Source organism: Hymenobacter sp. NBH84 (assembly GCF_014217645.1).
Classification (GTDB): Bacteria; Bacteroidota; Bacteroidia; order Cytophagales; family Hymenobacteraceae; genus Hymenobacter; species Hymenobacter profundi.
Genome location: NZ_CP043644.1, coordinates 4,520,488 through 4,542,078, shown reverse-complemented (window position 1 = coordinate 4,542,078; position 21,591 = coordinate 4,520,488). Strand labels below are relative to the sequence as shown.

The 21,591-nt window shown below is 59.6% G+C and carries 16 protein-coding genes; 11 read left to right on the top strand and 5 right to left on the bottom strand.

Translation table 11 applies throughout. The features are described from left to right. Positions 1 to 45 precede the first annotated feature (45 nt). Together F1C16_RS19010 and F1C16_RS19005 are read left to right on the top strand one after the other, a co-directional pair. On the top strand, positions 46 to 1,032 hold the full coding sequence (locus F1C16_RS19010) for a hypothetical protein (protein ID WP_185282166.1): 987 nt from the start codon (positions 46 to 48) through the stop codon (positions 1,030 to 1,032). Between the two features lie 395 nt (positions 1,033 to 1,427). Next, positions 1,428 to 2,480 (top strand): hypothetical protein, encoded by a 1,053-nt coding sequence (locus F1C16_RS19005; protein ID WP_308461640.1) that lies wholly within the window; start codon positions 1,428 to 1,430, stop codon positions 2,478 to 2,480. Positions 2,481 to 2,681: 201 nt separating this feature from the next. Here F1C16_RS19005 and F1C16_RS19000 read toward each other — a convergent pair whose 3' ends face one another. The 4 genes from F1C16_RS19000 to F1C16_RS18985 form a co-directional block, all read right to left on the bottom strand. Beyond that, positions 2,682 to 4,253: a DHA2 family efflux MFS transporter permease subunit gene (locus F1C16_RS19000; protein WP_185282165.1), complete on the bottom strand. Its 1,572-nt coding sequence runs from the start codon at positions 4,251 to 4,253 to the stop codon at positions 2,682 to 2,684. A gap of 134 nt (positions 4,254 to 4,387) precedes the next feature. Then, on the bottom strand, positions 4,388 to 5,470 hold the full coding sequence (locus F1C16_RS18995) for an HlyD family secretion protein (protein ID WP_185282164.1): 1,083 nt from the start codon (positions 5,468 to 5,470) through the stop codon (positions 4,388 to 4,390). An 88-nt stretch (positions 5,471 to 5,558) separates the two neighbouring features. After that, entirely contained in the window at positions 5,559 to 6,002 is a 444-nt protein-coding gene (locus tag F1C16_RS18990; protein WP_185282163.1) for a universal stress protein, read from the bottom strand. Positions 6,003 to 6,097: 95 nt separating this feature from the next. After that, a complete protein-coding gene (locus F1C16_RS18985; protein ID WP_185282162.1) occupies positions 6,098 to 7,450 on the bottom strand; it encodes a TolC family protein in 1,353 nt (450 codons plus the stop codon). 250 nt (positions 7,451 to 7,700) lie between these two features. Here F1C16_RS18985 and F1C16_RS18980 point away from each other — a divergent pair, with 250 nt between their 5' ends. The 4 genes from F1C16_RS18980 to F1C16_RS23130 all read left to right on the top strand — a co-directional run bounded on the left by F1C16_RS18980 (position 7,701) and on the right by F1C16_RS23130 (position 12,002). Continuing rightward, on the top strand, positions 7,701 to 9,812 hold the full coding sequence (locus F1C16_RS18980; RefSeq protein WP_185282161.1) for a sigma 54-interacting transcriptional regulator: 2,112 nt from the start codon (positions 7,701 to 7,703) through the stop codon (positions 9,810 to 9,812). Between the two features lie 75 nt (positions 9,813 to 9,887). After that, on the top strand, positions 9,888 to 10,595 hold the full coding sequence (locus tag F1C16_RS18975) for a hypothetical protein (RefSeq protein ID WP_185282160.1): 708 nt from the start codon (positions 9,888 to 9,890) through the stop codon (positions 10,593 to 10,595). 50 nt (positions 10,596 to 10,645) lie between these two features. Beyond that, entirely contained in the window at positions 10,646 to 11,824 is a 1,179-nt protein-coding gene (locus tag F1C16_RS18970) for a glutathionylspermidine synthase family protein (protein ID WP_185282159.1), read from the top strand. Positions 11,825 to 11,879: 55 nt separating this feature from the next. Further along, the gene (locus tag F1C16_RS23130; RefSeq protein WP_258048964.1) at positions 11,880 to 12,002 is read left to right on the top strand and encodes a hypothetical protein; all 123 of its coding nucleotides are present in this window, start codon (positions 11,880 to 11,882) and stop codon (positions 12,000 to 12,002) included. A 178-nt stretch (positions 12,003 to 12,180) separates the two neighbouring features. On the opposite strand, the gene F1C16_RS18965 is transcribed toward F1C16_RS23130, so the two are convergent. Continuing rightward, positions 12,181 to 13,161 (bottom strand): Gfo/Idh/MocA family protein, encoded by a 981-nt coding sequence (locus F1C16_RS18965; RefSeq protein WP_185282158.1) that lies wholly within the window; start codon positions 13,159 to 13,161, stop codon positions 12,181 to 12,183. Between the two features lie 259 nt (positions 13,162 to 13,420). Here F1C16_RS18965 and F1C16_RS18960 point away from each other — a divergent pair, with 259 nt between their 5' ends. The 5 genes from F1C16_RS18960 (at position 13,421) to F1C16_RS18940 (ending at position 21,587) form a co-directional block, all read left to right on the top strand. Further along, positions 13,421 to 14,008 carry an RNA polymerase sigma factor gene (locus F1C16_RS18960; protein ID WP_185282157.1) on the top strand — a complete coding sequence of 196 codons (588 nt, stop codon included), beginning with the start codon at positions 13,421 to 13,423 and terminating at the stop codon, positions 14,006 to 14,008. Positions 14,009 to 14,268: 260 nt separating this feature from the next. Next, on the top strand, positions 14,269 to 15,381 hold the full coding sequence (locus F1C16_RS18955; RefSeq protein WP_185282156.1) for a FecR domain-containing protein: 1,113 nt from the start codon (positions 14,269 to 14,271) through the stop codon (positions 15,379 to 15,381). A 125-nt stretch (positions 15,382 to 15,506) separates the two neighbouring features. Then, entirely contained in the window at positions 15,507 to 18,953 is a 3,447-nt protein-coding gene (locus tag F1C16_RS18950; protein WP_185282155.1) for a TonB-dependent receptor, read from the top strand. Positions 18,954 to 18,972: 19 nt separating this feature from the next. Next, complete coding sequence (locus F1C16_RS18945) at positions 18,973 to 20,475, top strand: RagB/SusD family nutrient uptake outer membrane protein (RefSeq protein WP_185282154.1); 1,503 nt, start codon at positions 18,973 to 18,975, stop codon at positions 20,473 to 20,475. 41 nt (positions 20,476 to 20,516) lie between these two features. After that, positions 20,517 to 21,587, top strand: a complete 1,071-nt coding sequence (locus tag F1C16_RS18940) for a LamG-like jellyroll fold domain-containing protein (protein ID WP_185282153.1) — start codon at positions 20,517 to 20,519, stop codon at positions 21,585 to 21,587. The last annotated feature ends 4 nt before the right edge of the window (positions 21,588 to 21,591 follow it).

Below are 21,591 nucleotides of genomic sequence, written 5' to 3'. Positions count from 1 at the left end.
GGCGCGTATCTTTAGCTTCCACATCAACTGAGGACTCGCGCGTTCGTGGCATCTATCCGGCTTTTCTTTCTTTCTCCTACCCACTTATGCTGTTGGGTAGTATGGTTGCTGCTGAGTAGTAGTTGCTCGTCGCCGCAGGAGAAGTCCCGGCAGCCCAGCGCCGCCGAGCTGGCGCTAGCTCGGCAGCAGCAGCTACACCAAGACTCCCTACAGGCCGATTCTGTTGCCAAGGTGCACGGCGAACTGCCGGGCGCCATTCTACCCGAATCGCGTATTGTGGCCTACTATGGCAACCCGTTGCACAAAAGCATGGGCATTTTGGGGCAGTACCCGCAGGATGAGATGCTGCGCCGCCTCAGCGAGCAGATAGAAGAGTGGGAAGCCGCCGACCCCAAGCGCCCCGTGCGCCCGGCCCTGCACCTCACGGCCATCATCGCCCAGCGCGACTCCGGCGCCGATGGCAAGTACCGTGCGTCTCTACCCGATAGCACTATCCAGCGCATGATTGCGCTGGGCCGCCAGCAGCATGCGCTGGTATTTCTGGATGTGCAAGTGGGCCTGAGCACCTTGCCCGAGGAGTTGCCCCGCTTGGCGCCCTACCTGCGCCTACCCTTCGTGCACCTGGGCATCGACCCGGAGTTTTCGATGAAATCGGGCCGGCGGCCGGGTACGGAGGTGGGCGAGTTTGATGCCCAGGACGTGAACTACGCCCGCCGCTTTCTGGCCGATATCGTGAGCGAAAACCACCTACCGCCCAAGGTGCTGGTGGTGCACCGCTTCCGCCAGGATATGGTCACCAATTACCAGGACATCAAAACTGACCCGCGAGTGCAGATTGTGATGGACATGGACGGCTGGGGCACACCCAAAATCAAGCGCGGCTCTTACCGTAAGTTCATCAAGCAGCAACCCGTGGAGTTTGCCGGTTTCAAGCTGTTCTACAAAAACGACCGGCGCCCCGGCTCCCGCCTCATGACCCCCGCCGAAGTGGCCGCCCTGGACCCCAAGCCGCTGTATATTCAGTATCAATAAATGGTGAAGTTGTGAGTTTGTGAAGTTGTGAATAGTCTGTCATCCTGAACGCAGTGAAGGACCTTCTCACGAGAGAACGAGTCGTTAATACGATTGTCGTTCACACGTGAGAAGGTCCTTCACTGCGTTCAGGATGACAGACTATTCACAACTTCACAAACTCACAACTTCACTACTCCTACCCTATCAACAAAAAGCCCTTACACCCGCACCGGTCTAAGGGCTTTTTATACCAGCAGGGTTGCTTCTTGCAGGACGAATGGTTTAGCTCGTCCGTAACCGGCGCGCCATGGCAACATCCTCAGCCACTTACCGAAGCTACATATCCTTATTCCTTGATCAATAGAATTTTTTGTTATCGAACTTCCTAGCTTTATGCCCGTAGCCCTATCATTTTGCCCCAACTACTCGCTGTGTTTGCATTCATATCTCGCCCAATTTTACCTGCGTTCTTTGTTAGCTCCGGTTTACTACTTGCCTTAACTGGCTGCGGCTCCCGCCAGGAGCGCGCCAACCCCGATGCCGCTTCCACGGCCAGCGTGGAGCAGGTAGCCCCTACCCCGCCGCCCGTCGACTCGGTGCAACTGAAGCTGGAAGCCATGCGCCGCGATTCGCTGTGGGCCGACTCGGTGGCCCGCGTGAACGGGCAGCTACCGGGCGCCATTTTACCGGGGCACCGTATTGTGGCGTTCTACGGTAACATCCGGGCGAAGGGCATGGGTATCCTGGGACGTGAGCCCAAGGAGCAAATGTTCCGCAAGTTTGATGGCGTACTGAAGGAGTGGCAGGCCGCCGACACTACCCTACCCGTGATGCCGGCGCTGCATAGCGTGACCATCACGGCCCAGGGCGCCCCCGGCAAGGACGGCAAATACCGCCTCATGAACTCCAAAGCCACCATTGAGGAAACCATGCGCTGGGCCAAGGAAAAGAACGCCATTCTGTTTCTGGACGTGCAAGTGGGTCTGAGCGACCTAGAGCACGAACTACCTAAGCTGGAGCCCTACCTCAAAGACCCCACCATCCACCTGGGCATCGACCCGGAGTTTGCTATGGCCACCAAGGGCGTACGGCCGGGTAAGAAAATCGGCACCTACGATGCCAAGGACGTGAACTACGCCATCAGGTTCCTGACGCGCATTGTGCGCGAAAACAAGCTACCCCCTAAGATTCTGATGGTGCACCGCTTCACGCAGGGCATGGTCACGAACTACAAAAACATCAAGCTCGACCCGCACGTGCAGGTGGTGATGGACATGGATGGCTGGGGCAACCCTATCCTGAAAAAGGATTCTTACAAAGCCTACATCCAAAAGCAGCCCGTGCAGTACACTGGCTTCAAACTGTTCTACGAGTACGACGCCCGGCCGGCCCCCCACCATATCATGACGCCCAAGGAAGTCCTAGCCGAGTTGGACCCCAAGCCGCTGTATATTCAGTATCAATAATGGTGAGTTTGTGAGTTTGTGAAGTTGTGAAATAAAAAAGCGTGTCATCCTGAGCGCAGCGAAGGACCTTATGACAATAGAACGACAAGTGTAATAACGACTCGTTCTATTGTCATAAGGTCCTTCGCTGCGCTCAGGATGACACGCTTCTTTTTCAACCCGCCTATAAACTCACAACTTCACAACCTCACCATTCACCACCTAGTGTGCGGCGTTCAGGTCTACTTTCTCGCCGGGTTTGGCGCGCTTGATGAGTAGTACCAACGGCACGCAGATGAGGAAGAAGCCCCCGATCATCAGGAAGATTTCGGAGTAGGTGATGATGGACGTTTGCTTCATCAGGGTACCTTCGAGGGCGGCATAGGCCATTTGCTGGGCCTGTACTAGGTCGGCACCCTTGGCGCGGAAGTTGGCAATGAAGGCGTTGAGACGCGTTACCGTTTCGGGGTTGTAGAGCGAGATATTGGGCAGCAACGCGTTGCGGTTCTGGAAGATAGCGCGCTCTAGGTACGTACCGACCAGGGCTACCCCAAACGAGCCGCCCAATTGGCGAATCATACCGGTGAGGCCGGCCGCCTGGCCCGCATCCTTCCCACTCAAGCCGGCTAGCGACATGGTGGTGATGGGTAGGAACAACATGCTCAGGCCAAAACCGCGCAGGATCAACGGCCAAAAGAAGTCGCCCTCGCCAGCGGTGGGCGTGAGGCGCACGCTCATCCAATAAGAGAAGATGAAAAACACGGTGAAGCCCACCGGCAGGATAAATTTCTGCGAGATGCCCCGCTGAATCATCTTGCCCATCACCGGCATCATCAGGCCCGACACCACGGCGCCGGGTAGGAGAATGTAGCCCGTTTGCTCGGCCGAGAAGCCCAGAATGCGCTGGCAGAAGATGGGAAACACGAACACCGAAGCGAACAAACCGAAGCCCAGCACAAACGACAGAAACGCGCCGATGGACAGGTTGCGGCTTTTAGTGAGCACGCGCAAATCCACGATGGGTTGCTTGGCCGTCATCTCGCGCACCACGAAGCCTACCAAGCCGATGATGGCCAGAATGGTACCCAGCACAATGTAGGGCGTCTCAAACCACTCTTCCCGTTCGCCTTGCTCCAGCACCAACTGCAACGCGCCCACGCCCATAATCAGCAGGATAATGCCCGCCCAGTCGATTTGACGCAGAGGCCGCGGAATGGCGTTTTTAATACGCTCGGGGTCCCGAATAAACAGGATGGTGAAGATGGAGGCCAGCACACCCACGGGCACGTTCACGTAGAAAATCCAGGGCCAGTCGTAGTTATCCACAATAAAGCCGCCGAGGGTAGGGCCAATAGTAGGCCCGATAATCACGCCCATACCAAACAAGGCCTGACCCAGGGCCAACTCCTCGGGCGGGAAAGTATCAACCAGAATAGCCTGCGACGTAGCCATCAGGGCACCGCCGCCTACCCCTTGGATAAAGCGAAACGCCACCAGTTCCCAGATGTTGGTGCTTTGCCCACAGGCCATGGAGGCAATGGTAAAAAGAATAACAGAGGCGAGGTAGTAGTTTTTGCGCCCAAACTGCTCAGCCAGGAAGCCGGTCATGGGAATCACAATCACGTTGGCAATGGCGTAGCTCGCCACCACCCAGCTCACCTCCTGCTGCGTGGCCGACAGGTTGCCCATCATCTGGGTCAGGGCCACGTTCACGATGCTGGTATCAATCAGCTCCAGCAAGCAGCACATCACCACCGTAATGACGATGATCCACTTGGTAAATCCGGTTTCCATGAGGTAGTGTTTAAACTGTCATCCTGAGCTTGCGAAGGACCTTCTCACGTCAGATAGTACCTATCTATCGTTAGTTGTTCTCACGTGAGAAGGTCCTTCGCAAGCTCAGGATGACAAATAATTTTCCAGCTTATCTATTTCACCGCTACGGTGGCCGTCACGCTCATGCCGGCGCGCAGGGGGTGTTCGGGGTCTACTTTGTCGAGGGCGATTTTGACGGGCACACGCTGCGTTACCTTCACGAAGTTGCCGGTCGAGTTGTCGGGGGGCAGCAGGGCGAAGCGGGCGCCCGTAGCGGCCGACAGCGACTCCACGTGGCCTTCGAACTCCTCGTTGGGGTAGGCGTCTACCTCAATATTCACCTTCTGACCCACTTTCATGTTTTCCAGCTGGGTTTCTTTGAAGTTGGCTACCACCCACGTACGGTCGCTGGCCACCAGGCCAAACAACTGCTGACCGGGCGCTACCACTTGGCCGGGCTGCACGTTCTTGCGGCTTACCACGCCGTTGGCAGGGGCCGTAATGGTGGTGTAGCTCAGTTGCAGCTTGGCGTTGTCGAGGTCGGCTTGGCGCTGCTTCACCACGGCTTGCGCCACGGCTACCTGCTGCTCGGCCGCGGCCACTTGCTGCCGGGCTACGGCTACTTGCTGCTCGGCGGTAGCGCGCTGGGCGGTAGTGGCTTGCAGGTTGGCCTGCACGGCGTCGTAGTCGCTCTGCGGAATGATATCCTCTTTGCGCAGGAAGGTGCTACGCTTCAGGTCTTTTTGGAGGCGGGCACGGTTGGCCGAACTCACACCAATGGTTGCCTGGGCGGCTTTCACATTGGCCTGCGCCGTACCAATGGAGGTGCGGGCAGCTACTACGTTGGCTTGGGCAGCAGCCAGGGCAGCCTCGGCAGCATTTACACGCTGCTGGTAGTCGGCGGGGTCGATGGTAACTACCACGTCGCCTTTCTTCACGACCTGGTTATCGTCGATTTTCACGTCGAGCACGGGGCCACCCACGCGCGGAATCACGGGATATACGTCGCCCTCTACCTGAGCGTCGTCGGTGTCTTCGTGAGCTTGGCCGAACTGGTAGCGTTGGTAGCCAAAGTAGCCGCCCACCAGTAGTACAAGCGCCAAAATAATAAGGATAATCGGGCGCCGCGAACTGCTTTGCGGCTGCTCGTCGGTAGGCGTTACTACGGCGGCGTCTTGGTGAACAGAAGTTGCCATTAGAAAAGGGAGCTTAGAAAATGAGTATTGAATACAAAGTGACGTGAGTGCGACAAGCTGCGAAGAGCTACCGCCAATACCCTACTGGTTAGGCCGATTGGCGGTATTCATCAGCCTGACAGTTCTTTACGAGAAGTGTGGCACAAGGGGCAGTGCGTACCACGGCTTCGGCGGTGCTACCCATCAGGAAGCGCGTGAGGCCGGTGCGGCCGTGCGCCCCAATCAGGATCAGGTCGGCGGGGTGGCGCCGGGCTTCGGCTACGATTTCCGTGGCCGCGTCGCCCTGCACAATAGCTGTGCTAACCACTACCCCTTCCTGTTCCGCCAGTAGTCGGTAGTTGGCCAACTGCAAGGCAATATCCAAGTCGAGGGGGCGCGCCAGCCCGGCCATGGGCAGCTCCGGCTGGGCTTCCAGCACGTGCAGCAGCCGCAGCTCGGCACCGGTGGCCGCCGCCAGCGTTGTGGCGTACCGCACCAGCGGCGCCGAAGCAACCGAGAAATCAAGCGGACACAAAACGGTGGTGAGGGTCATCTGGTGAATTAGTGAGAGGATGCTATGGTGAGTGGCTCGTAGTATGGGTGAAAAGATGAGGTTTATCGTTACCGGAACGACAACTCACCCGTTCACTATTTCGCCGCTTCCCAAATCTGCTCGCCGGTGGCACGGCGGAGCTGGTACTGACCAATGGTGTAGTTGTAGATGGCTTGCAGGCGGGAGAGGCGCGACTGGGCCAGCTGCGTTTCGGCATCCAGCACATCGAGGTTGTTGCCTACTCCGTAGCGGTAGCGGGCCTTGGCGCGGGTGAGGGCGTCGGTGGCCTGCCCAATCTGCACTTCCGAGTTGTCGTAGCGAGCAGTGCTGGCCTGCATGTTGTTCACGGCTTGCAGCACATCGGCGCGCACTTGCTCCTGCGTGTCTTGGGTACGAGCTTGGGCCCCTTTGATGGCCGATTGCGCTTCGGCACGCTGCGTTTTGTTGCGGCCGCCGTCGTAAATCGGAATGGAAAGCTGAGCGCCGGCTACCGTGTTGAAGCGGAAGCGGTTCAGGTTGGGCACGATGTAGCCATTTTTGCCGCCGGCCTGGGCCAGCACGTTCAGTTGCGGCTTGTTGCTTACCTCAGCTACCCGCAACTGCGCCGTGGCTGTGGCTTCGTTGTCCCTGGCCAGCTTCACCTCGGGGCGGTTGGCAGCGCCGGCTTCTAATGCCGCCTGCACATTCACGGTCTCCGGGTTGTATTCGAAGCGGCCGCGCACCGGCACCACCGCCGTTTCGGATTTGTGCAGCAAGCGGGCCAGCTGTACTTCCTGGTTGCGGAGCTGATTTTGCAGGTCAATCTTCTTGTCCTGGGCCTGCGCGATACGTACCTGCGTGGTAGTCACATCGAACTGCGTGCTCACGCCACCTTCTACCCGGCGCTGCATTTCGCGCTCGTGCTGTCGCAACGAGGCAATCTGCGCGTCCTGCACCCGAATGGCCTCGCGGGCAAACAAGATGCTGTAGTAGCTCTGCGCGGCGGCGTAGGCCAAGTCGCGGCGAGTTACGTCGATGTTGTCGGTGGCCGTGAGGGTGCGGCTGCGGGCGGCTTCAATAGCGGCATTGGCCCGCCCGAAGTCCAGCAGCGTATACTGCGCGGCCACGTGGGTGTCGTAGTTGTTGTTGGGTGCCAGCTGAAAAGGCGCCTGCTCGGGGGTAAGGTTCAGCTTCACCTGCGGGTCAATGCGAGTGTAGCTAGCCGTACCCGTTACTACTGGTTTGAGGTAGGTGCGCTGTTGAGCCAAGCGACTCTGGGCCTGGTTTACTTCCTCCTGCAAGGCATTGATGGAAGGGTTGGCATCCAGCACCGAGCGGATGGTGGTTTCCAACGACAGCGAATCGCCAGCGGTGGCCGTAGATATAGGTACCTGCGCGTAGGCGGCGCTACCAATCAGCAACCCTAGAGTTGTGAGTAGCGGCGCAGCAAAGGTTGGTCGGAGATGCATAAGAAAACAGCGTATGGATGCTGCCCCTTATCCGAAAGATGTGCCAAGTGCTGCCATCCTCGTATACCAGCCTAAAAAGTAGTGTTTAAAGCCAAATGAAGCCGTTTTTGGATAGTAGTGGCTGATAAACGGACTTGTGCCACACTGCTATATTTCCTGATATTTTAGGAATACCTCATTTTTATTTCCTCATATATAAGGAAATAAGCACGTTTATTTTGTTGTTGCTTCGGTCATTTCGCCCTCCATTATGCCCCAGACTAACAGTCAGGACGAGTCGTTGCTGCTCTACCTCAACGATGCCATTGCGACTACCCGCAACAAGGAAGCTCTGTTTCAGACCGTCACGGAAAAGCTACGGCTGATTTTCCCGTTCGACGCCATCACCATCATCACCCTCGACAACGAGCAGCAGTACCGGCGGGTGTTTTTGCGCGACTACCTGGGCGAGACGTTACCCCCCATGGCTAACTTTCGCAAGTCCATTACGGGCTCGCCTATTTCGGAGTTTGTGGGCAGTGCCACCCAGCTTCGGCAATACGACCTGACGGAGTTGTTGCCGCGCTACAACAACTACGAGCCGCTAGCCCAAATGCTCAAGAAGGGCCTGCGCTACTTCACAGTGGTGCCGCTGCGCACGGGCGGGCGGTTGATTGGGCTGTTGTCGTTGGTGGCACGGCGGCGCCCTACCTTCTCGCCCGAGGACACCTCTCTGCTCGAAAAGATTGGTAGTCTGGTAGCGGTGGCCGTGAACAACACGCTGGCGTTTGAAGACGTGGCACGGCGGGAGCAGGAGAAAAGCATGCAGCTAGCGCTTACCAATGCGCTGCTCACCATTAAAGAGCGCGGCGAGTTGTTTCAACGTATTGCCACCGAAATAAACCGCGTGGTGCCGTGCACCTACTTTGGGGTGCGCGTGCAAGAAGCCGATGGCCCAATTCAGGTGTTTGCTGAGTTTATGAAGCAACCCGACGGCACGTTCCTCCCCACCGACCCTACCCGCTGGGACCACCTACCCGAATACCCCCAGCTGCAACAGCAGATAGCGCCGCTATTCTCGAAGCCGGGCGTGTACGCGGGGGCCGAGTTTCAGGCGCTGGCGGCGCGCTACCCCCTCATGCGCCACATCTGGGAGCAGCGCGGTACCCGCGCCCTTCTGTGCATGCCCCTCTGGGTGCGCGACGACCAAAGCGCCACGCTTATTCTATCCAGCAAGCAGGAAGATACCTCGCTGACCGAAGACGACCTCCGCCTGATCCGGCTGCTGGTGCCCCAACTCACGCTGGCCATTCAAAACGTGTTTGCCTTCGAGCAGATCGAGCACCTGCGCGCCCAATTGGAGCGGGAGCGCACTTACCTTATCGACGAGATTAACACCACCGCCGCCGCCCGTTTCGCCGATTTTGTGGGCGGCAGCGAGGCCATGCAGGGCGTTTTCCAGCGCATCATGCAAGTAGCCCCCACCGACTCTACTGTGCTGGTAACGGGCGAAACCGGCACCGGCAAAGAGCTGGTAGCGCGGGCCGTGCATCAGCAGAGTCCGCGCCGGACGCGGGCTCTGGTGAAGGTGAACTGCGCCGCCCTACCCGCCCAGCTCATCGAAAGTGAGCTGTTTGGGCACGAGAAAGGCGCGTTTACGGGCGCCATCGACCGGCGTATTGGCAAGTTTGAGGTGGCCGATGGGGGTAGTATTTTTCTGGATGAGGTAGGCGAGCTGCCCCTCGATTTGCAGGCCAAGCTGCTGCGCGTGTTGCAGGAAAAGGAGTTTGAGCGCCTGGGCGGGCAGCGCGTGTTGAAGGCCGATGTACGCGTGATTGCCGCCACCAACCGCGTGTTGGAAGACGAGGTAGCCGCCGGCCGTTTCCGCGCCGATTTGTACTACCGCCTCAATGTGTTTCCGGTGCGCCTACCCGCCTTGCGCGAGCGGCCCGAGGACATTGAACCCCTCACGCGTCACTTTCTGGAGCGCTTCACCAAGCAGATGGGCAAGCCCGTGCGCAACCTGCGCGAGCAGGACTTGCGCGCCCTGCGCGCGTATGCCTGGCCCGGCAACGTGCGCGAGTTGGAGCACGTGGTAGAGCAGGCCGTGATTGTATCCAGCGGACAGTTCCTGGATTTTGGCGGCTTTGCGGCGGCCCTGCACCCGGCCACCTCCGAAGCCATAGCCCTACCCATAGCCAGCAATCAACCCCTCAAAACCCTGAAAGACCAGGAGCGCGACCACATCCTGGCGGCGCTGCACCACACCGGCGGCCGTGTGAGCGGCCCCAGTGGCGCGGCCATGCTGCTCGACATCAACCCCAAAACGCTGGAAGCCCGCATGAAAAAGCTGGGCATCCGGCGTACGGTGGGGGTAGGGTAGCCCGTTTCAAAGCACACCTGTTTCATTGATTATCCGTAGAACAACGGCACCTTTCCACCTGCTTTCACAAGACGCATGCATAAACCCTACTTCCCCCTGGGCGACTGGCGCCGCAACCTGCTGCTGGCCGCCGCGGCTGCCAGCCTGGGCCTGGCCCTACCCGCCTGCTCTGGCAGCTCAGAACCCGACCGCGCTACCACCGAAACCAGCAGCTGGGACGATGCTGCTGACTCTTACTCCCAGGGCGTTATCACGGAGCTGACCGAGGTGCAGCCCGATAAATGGCAGATTACCGCCGAGCGCCCCGCCGGCAAAGAAGAAGTGGCGGCCATCTTGAAGCACTTCGATGGCAAAGTAGACACCCTGCAAGGTCAGGCCCTGCAACAGCAGATGCGCCAATACAGCCAGCAGCACCCCGAAAACCAAACAGTGAGCAGCGGCGGGGGCGGCCTCATGAATATCCTGATGTGGAGCAGCTTGGGCTACATGGCCGGGCGGTTTCTCACGCCCCAGCCCGCCGCCTACGCCAACCCCGGGCTGATACGCCAAAACCAGGGCTGGCGCAGCCAGGTAGCGCAGGAGCGTGCTCAGGGCCGTGGCTTTTTTGGGCGCGGCTTTAATGGTACGCGCGCCGCGGCGGGCAGCAACGGCATTCGGCCCAGCACCAGCGTAGTGCGCTCTACGGGCTACGGTAGCCGCAGCACGATGCGCACCAGTGCCCCCTCGGGGCGGCGCTCTGGCTTTGGCAGCCGCGGCTACGGCGGCCGCGGGTTTGGCGGGTAGGCCCGGCTGCCAGTCGCATTTTCATTGCATTTCTTTTTCCTAACTCTTTTATGCCTGCCATTCAAACGGTACCCCTTGCCGGTACTATTGCCCCTACCCTACGCAACTTAGGCTGGGACTGGGCCGTGGAGGACGTGTGCCAGCACTACGTGGCGCAAGAAGCCGTGCAGCTCCCCGAGGAGCAGGCCGACGCTCTGTTGGAGGCAGCCGATACGCTCTACGACATGCTGGTGCAAGCCGTGCCCGACGAGCTGCCCGACGACTTTTTGCGGCGCCTGGCTATTCCGGAGATACTGTGGGATGCCGTGCGGCACTCCTGGGCCGATGACCGCCACTGGCATCTCTACGGCCGCTTCGACCTGGCCCAAACGCCCGATGGCCCTAAGCTCCTCGAATTCAACGCCGATACGGCCACCAGCCTACCCGAGGCGGCCGTAGTGCAGTGGGCCAGCCTGGTAGCAGCCGGCCTCAGCGAGAAAGACCGCCAAGCCAATGGCTTGTTTGAGGGCTTGCAGGCCCAACTCACGCACTGGCTGGAGCTGAACGACGACCTAGCCCCTACCCTGTTGCTGGTATATTTGCCGGGCAGCGAGGAAGATGCCACCAATTGCGCCGTGGTAGCCGAGGCCGCGCTGGCGGCCGGCTTCGAGCTAACCCACCTCTGCGATGCCGATGCCATGACGGTTTCCGTGACGGGCGCCGAACGCGGTGCCTGGGCCGAGGTAGAGCCCGGCCAGTGGCAAAAGTTTGACTTCGTATTCAAGCTGGTGCCCTGGGAGATTCTGGCCGAAGAAGAACCCGAGCTGACCACCGACCTTACCCAGCTTATGCAGTCGCGGGATGTGGTGGTGGCCAACCCCGCTTACTCCCTACTTTTCCAGAGCAAAGCCATGCTGGCCTGGCTGTGGCAGGAGTTCCCGCACCACCCGTTGTTGCTGGAAGCCTCGTTCGAGGAGCTGGCCGGCCACAGCGTGCGCAAGCCTGTGTTTGGGCGCGAGGGGCAAAACGTGACGGAGCTACACGCCGGCCAACCGGGCCAAGCCGTGGAGGGCGACTTTGCCCAGCAGCCCCAGGTATACCAACGCTACGCCGTCCTACCCCAGGACGCCCAGGGGCGCTACTACCAGGCAGGCGTATTCTGGGCGGGCCAGGCCTGTGCCATCGGCTACCGCCGCGACACCGGTTTTATGACTAACCTATCGGAATTCGTGCCCCACGTACTGCTGTAGTTCAGTCAAACAGAAGCGGATGCCGTACACAGCGTACACCTCAACCAAAACTTCCATGGCTAATCCTACCAGCACTCCGACCCACACCGATCCGGCTACCAAGAATAAGGAGAAGGAAAACGAAACCACCGTGAAGGACAAACCCGACGGTAAGAAGAAAACCACACAGAAGAAGTAACCCTTAAGAAGCTAGTTGAGCTAAATATGAACGGTGTAGAGACGCATACTTGCGTCTCATCGTTGAACGAAATGCGGTCTGATGGCGCGGACGACTACACCGTTCACTAATGAATGCAAACAGCTTACTAGTACTAGTATAGAAAAAGGCCCTGACTTACGCAGTCAAGGCCTTTTTGCTATTCGCCGGGGTAGTGCACGCCCAGTTGCTGCCGGATATCATCGAGCGTTGCTATCAGCTTTTCGCTGAATGCGAGCGGCACCAGCGGGCTTTCCGTCAGGCCTTGCGCCAGGCACTCCTGCACGTGCTGGGCTTCGTAGCGGTAGCCGTAACTGGCTTCCTCGAAGTGGAAATCCTGCGGCTCCTCGCCAGTGCGGTGCAGGGTGATGCGTTCGGCGTGATGAAACTTGTGATGCAAATGCAGCTTGCCCTCGGTACCGTAAATGGTGCAGGTGGTATCGGTGGTGGCAGCCAGGGTGGAGTAGAGGCTGGCCGTGGCGCCGCCAGGGTAAGCCAGCGCCATACTACACGTCAGGTCGACGCCGGTTTCGGTGAGGGTGCCCACGGCTTTCACCTGGGTAGGCTCGCCCAGGAAAAACTTGCTGAAGAACACGGGGTAGATGCCAATATCCAACAAAGAACCACCGGCCAAAGCCGGGTCGAACAGGCGGCTGGTGGGGTTGTAGTCGGCGGCAAAACCGAAGTCGGCTACCATGTGTACCGGGTGGCCGATAGCGCCGGCGCCTACCAACTCCAGGGCTTTGCGGGTGGCGGGCATGAAGCGCGTCCAAAGGGCTTCCATCAAGAACACCTGCTTTTCGCGGGCCACGGCTATCATTTCAGCTACCTCGGCGGCGTTGCGGGCAAAGGCTTTTTCGCAAAGCACGGCCACACCAGCCCGTAGGCACAGCAGCGTGTGCGCATGGTGCTCGGAATGCGGAGTAGCCACGTACACGGCATCCAGATCGGGTAGTTGCACAAGTTCCTCATAGCTACCCAAGGCGTGTGGGGCACCATATTGCGCGGCAAACTGCTGAGCTTTCTCTAAAGTGCGTGAGGCCACGGCGTGCAGGCGGGCGCCCGGCACCAGGGCCAGATCTTGGGCAAACTTGTGGGCAATCTTGCCAGGGCCGATAATGCCCCAATTCGTAGTGTTCATAGGATGCTGATTTGCGAGCGACACGCCTGCGCAGAGGTACGCGGGGAGTGTGTAGAAGTTCTTCGGCTGCAATATGGGCGTTGCTCCCGAACATCAAAAAGCCCACAGGAAGGATAGGTGTGCTGTGTGCGGCGCGTTATAACCCCACAGGGGTAAACTTCGTCATCATAGGCTGCGGTGTAACACCCCTACTTTCAACTATTCCGTTAGCTTTACACACTTCACCAACGTGAAGTAAGTCCCTGACTGCATTCACGCTATGTATAGCCCACCACCTTCGCACCACGAGCAGCGCCACGACGATGACGTGGCCTTGTGGCAGGCGTTTCGGGCGGGGCAGCAGGAGGCGTTGGGTGCCTTATTTGACCGGTACGCGCAGCAGCTTTTTGCCTACGGTCACCACCTGGCGCACGACGCAGAAGAGGTGAAAGACGCCATCCAAACCGTGTTTGTGCACCTCTGGGCGCGGCGCGACCACCTAGGCGAAGTGACAACGGTGAAGTTCTACCTCTATCGCAGCCTCAAAAACGAGCTGCTGCGCGTAGCCATCTCGGCCCGACCAGCCAAAGAGCAGGTCGTGGAAGACTACGAGCCTTCCATCGAGCAGTCGTTGGTGGATACAGAAGAGGAGCACCAGCAGGCCATGCGCCTGCGGTTGTCGTTGGCGCAGCTTTCGGGTAGGGAGAAAGAAATCATCAACCTGAAGTATTTCAGCAACTTCAAGATTCGGGAGATTGCGACCATGCTGCAACTCAACGAGCAGACCGTCGCGAATCTGTTGTCGCGGGCACTCAAAAAGCTACGCCAGTCGCTGTTGGTGAGCGTGTTGCTGTGGCTGCTGGGGTAGTGGGGTAGTAGGCACTTTGTTTTCGTCTGTCATCCTGAGCTTGCGAAGGACCTTCTCACGTTAGAACGACTTTCATAACAACGACTCGTTCTGCCGTGAGAAGGTCCTTCGCAAGCTCAGGATGACAGATAATTTTATTATCATAACGCATTCATATTCAATAATATATAAATAAAATAGCATTATCTCAAAAAAATATTTCCTCTTAACGTGGTAGTAAACTCCCAATAGTCCCTCTTCTATATACTACCACCCACCCCATGCCTGACTACCCACATTTCTGCGCTGAGGAGTTTGCCCAGGACGAGTTCTTCGTTCGGTGGGTGCTGCGGCCTGATGCGGAAACGGAGGCGTTTTGGCAGCAGTGGCTCTCCACGTTTGCCTTCAGGCGCGACGAGGTGGAGGCGGCGCGTCAGTTGGTGCTGGGGCTGCACCAACTTCCCCAGGCCCGGCTGTCGTCGGCGGAGAAAATGGCGTTGCGGCAGCGCATTTTTGAGGAAATAGAGACGCTGGAAGCTCCTGAGTCGGCGGCGCATCACCGTTGGCTGGTCCCTACCTGGCAGTGGGCCGCAGCGGCCAGTGTGCTATTGATGCTGCTGGGCGTTGGGCAGTTCTGGCAGTTGCAACAGCCCGTTTCGGTGTCCGGCTACCGGGCGCTGCTGGCGCAAGCCCGGCGGGAAGCCGGCACCCTGCGCGACATCGACAACCCCACGGCGGGCACCCGCCTGGTGTCGCTGCCCGACGGTAGCTCCGTGCTGCTGCGGCCGCATAGCCGGCTGGCATTTCCGGTGCGTTTTGTGGGCACTACCCGCCCGGTATACCTGGAGGGTTCAGCCTTTTTTGAAGTAGCGAAAAATCCGGAAAAGCCCTTTTTCGTGAATACTGCTTCCTTGGTCACCAAAGTGTTGGGTACCAGCTTCGAGGTGCAGGCAGCGGCCAAGTCGTCCCGCGTGGTAGTGACGGTGAAAACCGGGCGCGTATCGGTGTATCCGCAGGGCGGGGAGCAAGCCCAGTTACAAGCCCGCACGCAGCGGTTAGAAGGCATTGTGCTAACGCCCAATCAGCAGGCTACCTACCACCTAGCCGACCACCAGCTCAAGCGCAATTTGCTGGCGCAACCTGCTCTGGCGGGTGGGGCATCGGCCGTGTTTGAATACGAGGAAACACCTATTCGTGAAGTGTTTGCACAATTGGAGAAAGCCTATGGCGTGTCCATTGTGTACGATAAAGACGGGCTGGGCAACTGTCCACTCACGGCGTCCTTCACCGATGAGCCTTTGTTTGAGAAGCTCCGCCTGATCTGCAAAGCCACGCGTGCCCATTACGAGGTGCTCGACGCGCAGATTGTAGTTACCGGGCCGGGCTGTAACTAATTCGCTTCGCTTTTTTTAGCCGTTCGTCCGCAAACGATTTCGGCTTTCCCATACACGTGCTTTCCTACCCTGCACAGGGTAGGGTGTTCGGGGTGCGTCCTGTTCTACTTCCAATTCCCTATCCTATGCTCTCACTCCTACCTCATCTAATTTGGCGGCGAGGCGTTGCGCGGCTCCTGTGGTTGACCACGCTGCTCGTGGTCGTCGGCACCGCGCAAACCACGGCGGCGCCCGCCTTCCACCAAGACCCCGCCAACCGGCGCATCAGCGTGCAAGTCAGCAACCAAGCGCTGAAAACGGCTTTGCATCTGATTGGGCAGCAGGCCGGTGTGAAGTTTGTGTACAGCCCGCGCCTGATTGACCCGCAGCAGCGCGTGACGCTGCGGGCGCACGAGCAGCCCCTACCCGACGTGCTGCAACAGCTGCTCGCCCCGCTTAACCTCGATTTTGAGATTCTGCAAAAGCAGGTGGTAATTAGCCGGGCGATGGCCACAGGCGCGGTGCCACCGCCTACCCTGGAAGCGCGCAACGCCCGCCCCGTGCCCGTAGAAACGACTATCACGGGTCGCGTAACGCAGGCCAACGGCGAGGGCCTACCCGGCGTGACAGTGGTAGTGAAGGGCACCACCAACGGCACCACCTCCGACGCCGACGGCAACTTCACTCTCAGCCTTCCCGACGCTTCGGGCACGCTGGTGGTATCGGCCATTGGCTTTATCACGCAAGAAGTTGCGTTACAAGGCCGTACGCAAGTGAGCGTGGTGCTGCAAACCGATGTGAAGTCGCTGGATGATGTGGTGGTGATTGGCTACACCACCCAGCGCAAAGCCGACCTCACGGGTGCGGTGTCGCAGGTGAATCAGGCGGACATCAACGGCTTGCCGGTGACGGGGCCCGCCCAGATTTTGCAGGGCAAAGCGGCCGGCGTGGCCATCACGCAGGCCACCGGCGCCCCCGGCGAAAACATTGCCGTGCGCATTCGGGGGGTAGGCACCATCAACGACAACGACCCGCTCTACATCATCGACGGGGTGCCCACCAAAACCGGCATCAACCAGATTTCGCCTAATGACATCGAGAGCATCAACATTCTGAAAGATGCGTCCTCGGCGGCTATTTATGGGGCGCGGGCCTCAAACGGTGTGGTCATTATCACTACCAAGCGGGGTAAGGCCGGCAAGCCGCGCCTCACAGCCAGCGCCTACGCTGGCGTGCAAACGGCTTCCAATCTGATTAATATGGCCAACACCAGCCAATACGTGGCGGCCTACAATGTGGCGGCGCAGAACGACGGTCGTGCGCAGATTCCGGCCGACGTGGCTGCGAGTCTGCCCGATGTGAACTGGCTGAAAGAGGTGCTGAAGCCGGCCCGCCAGTACAACGGCCAGCTCGACGTGAGCGGCGGCACCGAAAACTCCCAGTACATCGTGTCGGGTAGCTATTTGAAGCAGGATGGTTTGATCGAAAACTCGTCCTTTGACCGCTACAACCTGCGCACGGCGGTGAATACGACGTTGTCGCGGTTTGTGAAGATTGGGACCAACGCCAACCTGTCGTACAGCAAAACCCGGCAGGTAGGCACCTCCGGCGACGGATTTGGCGACGGCAACCCGGGAGCAAGCATTGTGCGCTTTGCGCTGTTCCGTACGCCAGGTACGCCGGTGCGCAACGACCAGGGCCAGTTTGTGGACCTGCCCCGCACGCCCGATGGCGCGCTGGCCACGGCCTTTCTGGGCGACGGCATCAACCCCGTAGCCCTCGCCGACGCCGCCGACCGCAACTTCAACCGCTACAATCTGCTGGGCAACGCCTACGTGGAAATCACGCCCGTGAAGGGCCTACGCATCCGTTCCGACTACGGCGTAACGTTTCTGATTACCGATTACAAGCAGTTTTTCAAGACGTTCGGCATTGATCGGTCGCTCAACTCGCCGGCCCAATTGGCGCAGTCCAATGCCAAGGATTTCAACTACAACTGGACCAACACCGCCGTGTACGACCTGCCACTGGGCAAGAGCACATTCAGCTTTTTGCTGGGCACGGAAGCTATCAAAAACAACTCGGAGGCCATTTCGGCCTCGCGCCGCGGCTACGTAGACCAGTCGCCTACCTTCCAGTACCTCGACAATGGCACGGGCGTGCAGCAGAACGGTGGCGGCGAGGCGCACTCGGCGCTGTTCTCGGGCTTTGCCCGCCTGAGCTACGACTACGACAGCCGCTACCTGGCCAGCTTCAACTTCCGCCGCGACGGCTCCTCGCAGTTCATTCCGGGTAGGCGGGCCGAGAGCTTCTACTCCGGCTCGGTGGGCTGGAACCTGGCCCAGGAGCGTTTCCTGCGTGATGTGTCGGCGCTGTCGTTGCTGAAACTGCGCGCCAGTGTGGGGCAGCTGGGCAACTCGTCTATCGGCAACTACCCCTACGCCTCGCTGGTAGGCGGCAACTTTTACTACCCCTTCGGTGGGGTTTCTACGCAAGGCCTGAGCGTGGTGAGCAAGGGCAACCCCAACCTGCGGTGGGAAACCAGCACCCAGAGCGACGTGGGCCTGGACATTGGCCTGTTGCAGGGCGCTTTGCAGCTGACAATGGATTACTTCATCAAGAATACGTCCAACGTGCTGCTGTTCCTACCCCAGCCCAGCAGCGCCGGCAACGGCGGCAACCCGGCCGTGAATGCCGGCAAAATCCGTAATCAGGGTTTCGAGCTGGAGCTGTCGTACCGCAACACCATCGGCAACGACTGGAGCTACAACCTGAGTGGCAACCTGGCTACCCTGAAAAACGAGGTGCGCGACCTGGGCGGCACCCCGCCCAGCGTGGGCGGCCGCATCGACAACAACTACTTCGCTACCCTCACCGACGTGGGTCGCCCCATTGGCTCGTTTTACCTGTTGCAGGCCGACGGCATTTTCCAGACGGCCGAGGAGGTGTTTACGCACGCCTACCAAGGCCCCGGCATTCAGCCCGGCGATGTGAAATTCAAGGACATCAGCGGCCCCAACGGCGTACCCGATGGCGTGATTGACGGCAACGACCGCACCTTTGTGGGTAGTCCCATCCCGAAACTCACCTACGGCCTGACCGGCAACCTGCGCTACAAGAGCCTCGACCTAAGCGCGTTCTTCCAGGGCGTGCAGGGCAACAAGCTCTACAACCAAGTGAACACCGACATCGAGGGCTTCTACCGCGCCTTCAACCTGACGGAGCGGGCGGCCACTAACTACTGGACCGGCCCCGGCAGCACCAACGAGTTCCCGCGCCTGTCGTGGGTAGGGGCCTCCAACAACAAGCAGCCTTCCACCCGCTTTCTGGAAGACGGTTCCTACCTGCGCCTCAAGAACATCCAGTTGGGTTACACCTTCGGCGACAAGCTACTCTCGCCGCTGAAAGTAGCGTCGGTGCGGCTCTACGTGAGCGCGCAAAACCTGCTGACCTTCACCAAGTACACCGGCCTCGACCCCGAGCAGGGCACCAACAGCAACTCCCTCGGCGACGGCGTGCGCGCCACCGGCATCGACTTCGGCACCTACCCCTCGGCTCGCACCTTCACGGTGGGGATTAACGCGGGTTTCTAATCTTCTTGCATCACACGATATGAAACGCAATTATCTTTTGATCAGCGGATTGACTGCCCTGTTGTTAGGCGCGGCCGGGTGCGACAGTTTCCTGGACCAGCCGGTGCTGGGGCAGTACGAGGCCGGGCAGTTTTTCACCTCCGACACCAACACCATTCTGGCCGTAAATGCTGCCTACGTGCCGCTGTCGTTCCGCGACGCGGGCTCCAACACCATCTGGGTGCTGGGTGATGTGGCCTCCGACGACGCCGTGAAGGGTAGCAACCCCGGCGACCAGGCCGACTTCGAGAACATCGATATCTTCAACATTACGCCCATCAACGCGGCCGTGGAGGCCCAGTGGCGCCGCGACTACGACGGCATTTTCAAGTGCAACGTGGTGCTCGATGGCTTGCCCGAGAGCAACACCAACATCAGCGCCACTGTGCGCCAGCAGGCCCGAGGGCAGGCACTGTTTCTCAGGGCGTATTACTACTTCGAGCTGACCAACCTCTACGGCAATATTCCGCTGCGCGTGAAGGTGGAGACGCCCGAGGAACTGCAAAGTCCGGCCGTGCCGCAGGCGCAGATCTACGCCCAGATTGAGGCCGACTGCCAGGCCGCTGCCGAGGCCCTACCCGCCACCTGGACCGGCACCGACGTAGGCCGCGCCACCAAAGGCGCGGCGCTGGCGTTGCTCACCAAAGCCTATCTGTTTCAGAAAAAATGGGCGCAGGCCGCCCAAACTGCCCAGGCGGTAAGCGCGCTGGGCTATAGGCTGCAACCCTTATTTGCTGAGAACTTCCGGGCGGCCACCGACAACAACTCGGAAATCATCTTCTCGGTGCAGCACACCACCGGCCTCAGCCCTAACCAGGGTAGCGGCCTCAACCAGTGGTTTGCCCCGCGCCCGCAAAACGGCTACGGCTTTTTTCTGCCTACCCAAAGCCTGGTCGATAACTTCGAACGGACCTCGGATGGGGTAGTCGACCCGCGCCTGGATTACACGTTGGGTAGGGCTGGGCAGCCGTTTTTCGGGGTGCAGTTTGACCCCAGCTGGACCTCTACCGGCTACGTATCTAAGAAGCACTTGCAGCCGCTGACGGAGATTCCGGCCACCATCAAGGGCGACGGCAACCTCAACTACCAAGCCCTGCGCTATGCCGATGTGCTGCTGATGCAGGCCGAAGCCCTGAACGAATCGGGCAACAGCGCGGGGGCGCTAACGGCCCTCAACCAGGTGCGCAAGCGCGCCCGCGAGAGCTACCTCTACGACACCTCTCTACCCAACGCGGGCACCGTACCCACTGGCCTGCTGCCCGACATCACCACCACCGACCAGGGCCAGCTGCGCGAGCTGATTCGGCGGGAGCGGCGCTCGGAGTTGGCGCTGGAGTTTCACCGCTTCTTCGACATCATCCGCTACGGTGAGGCCTACGCCCGCCAGGCCCTCGCCGACCGGCCCAACTTCAGCTACGCGCGCAACCAGTTTTACCCCATTCCGCAGAGCGAGCGGGACACCAACCGCAACCTGGGTTTATAACTGCGCTGCTGTCTTTTTCCTACCCTTTTGCTTCTCTGTTTATGAAAAGGCACTTTCTTTTACTGCTCCTACCCTGGCTGCTAGGGGGCGCCGCGGTGCTGTCGGCCTGCTCCGACTCCGACGACGATACACCTCAGGTAGCCGCCGATACCAGCCGCCTAGCCGCCCTCATTGACTCTGTAACGGTAGGCTACAACGCCGCCACAGAAGGCAATAAGCCCGGCAACTACGCCACCGGCTCGAAAGCGCCCCTGAAAACCGCCCTGGACTTAGCCACCAGCACCCGCGGTAACAGCCAATACACGCAACTGCAAATCGACAATGCCACGGCCAACCTGCGCCGCGCCGTGGCAGCGTTTCGGGGTAGCCTGATTGAGGATGTATCGGTGGCGAATCTGGTGGCTTACTGGAAGTTTGAGGGCAACACCGACGACGCCACCGCCAACGGCCACAACGGCACTCCTAAAACCGGCCCCACCGGCCCCGGCGCCGCCCCCGGCGACGGCGCTACTCTCCCCAAGCTAGTAGCCGACCGCTTCAACCGCCCCAACCAGGCCTACGAGTTCACCGACGGCGCCTACATTGAAGTACCCTACGCGGCAGGCTTCAACCCGCCGGCCATGACCATCAGCCTGTGGTGCAAGCGCTTCGACTCGAACGACGCCAATTATTTGTTGTCGCTGAACCGCTGGAACGGCTTCAAGTTTCAGCTGCAAGGCGCAGGCAAACCTTTCCTGACGGCTACCACCACCACCGGCATTTTCGACCGGGACGCTGAATCGGGTGTGGTAGCCGTGAACACCTGGACGCACGTGGTAACCAGCTACGTAGACGGCACCCTGAAATTCTACCTCAACGGCGCGCTGGTGAAAACCTGGACCAACGTGCAGGGTCCCATGAAGACTATTCCCGAGCCCGTACCGCTGGCTATCGGCCAGCAGTTGCCCAAGGAAACCTACAACCGCGCCCCCACCGCCGGCCAGGCCGCAGGCTATTTCGAGTACTACGGCCCGGCGTTTTTCAAAGGCCAGATCGACGACATTCGCTTTTACAACCGCGCCCTGACGGATGCGGAAGTGACGTCTATTTTCACGATTGAGAATACGTTGTGACCTC

What these genes read in the sequence shown, in the direction of transcription:
- F1C16_RS19000 (WP_185282165.1), bottom strand. Translation starts at nt 4,253, where the DNA reads ATGGAAACCGGATTTACCAAGTGGATCATCGTCATTACGGTGGTGATG.
- F1C16_RS18995 (WP_185282164.1), bottom strand. Translation starts at nt 5,470, where the DNA reads ATGGCAACTTCTGTTCACCAAGACGCCGCCGTAGTAACGCCTACCGAC.
- F1C16_RS18990 (WP_185282163.1), bottom strand. Translation starts at nt 6,002, where the DNA reads ATGACCCTCACCACCGTTTTGTGTCCGCTTGATTTCTCGGTTGCTTCG.
- F1C16_RS18985 (WP_185282162.1), bottom strand. Translation starts at nt 7,450, where the DNA reads ATGCATCTCCGACCAACCTTTGCTGCGCCGCTACTCACAACTCTAGGG.
- F1C16_RS18980 (WP_185282161.1), top strand. Translation starts at nt 7,701, where the DNA reads ATGCCCCAGACTAACAGTCAGGACGAGTCGTTGCTGCTCTACCTCAAC.
- F1C16_RS18975 (WP_185282160.1), top strand. Translation starts at nt 9,888, where the DNA reads ATGCATAAACCCTACTTCCCCCTGGGCGACTGGCGCCGCAACCTGCTG.
- F1C16_RS18970 (WP_185282159.1), top strand. Translation starts at nt 10,646, where the DNA reads ATGCCTGCCATTCAAACGGTACCCCTTGCCGGTACTATTGCCCCTACC.
- F1C16_RS23130 (WP_258048964.1), top strand. Translation starts at nt 11,880, where the DNA reads ATGGCTAATCCTACCAGCACTCCGACCCACACCGATCCGGCTACCAAG.
- F1C16_RS18965 (WP_185282158.1), bottom strand. Translation starts at nt 13,161, where the DNA reads ATGAACACTACGAATTGGGGCATTATCGGCCCTGGCAAGATTGCCCAC.
- F1C16_RS18960 (WP_185282157.1), top strand. Translation starts at nt 13,421, where the DNA reads ATGTATAGCCCACCACCTTCGCACCACGAGCAGCGCCACGACGATGAC.
- F1C16_RS18955 (WP_185282156.1), top strand. Translation starts at nt 14,269, where the DNA reads ATGCCTGACTACCCACATTTCTGCGCTGAGGAGTTTGCCCAGGACGAG.
- F1C16_RS18950 (WP_185282155.1), top strand. Translation starts at nt 15,507, where the DNA reads ATGCTCTCACTCCTACCTCATCTAATTTGGCGGCGAGGCGTTGCGCGG.
- F1C16_RS18945 (WP_185282154.1), top strand. Translation starts at nt 18,973, where the DNA reads ATGAAACGCAATTATCTTTTGATCAGCGGATTGACTGCCCTGTTGTTA.
- F1C16_RS18940 (WP_185282153.1), top strand. Translation starts at nt 20,517, where the DNA reads ATGAAAAGGCACTTTCTTTTACTGCTCCTACCCTGGCTGCTAGGGGGC.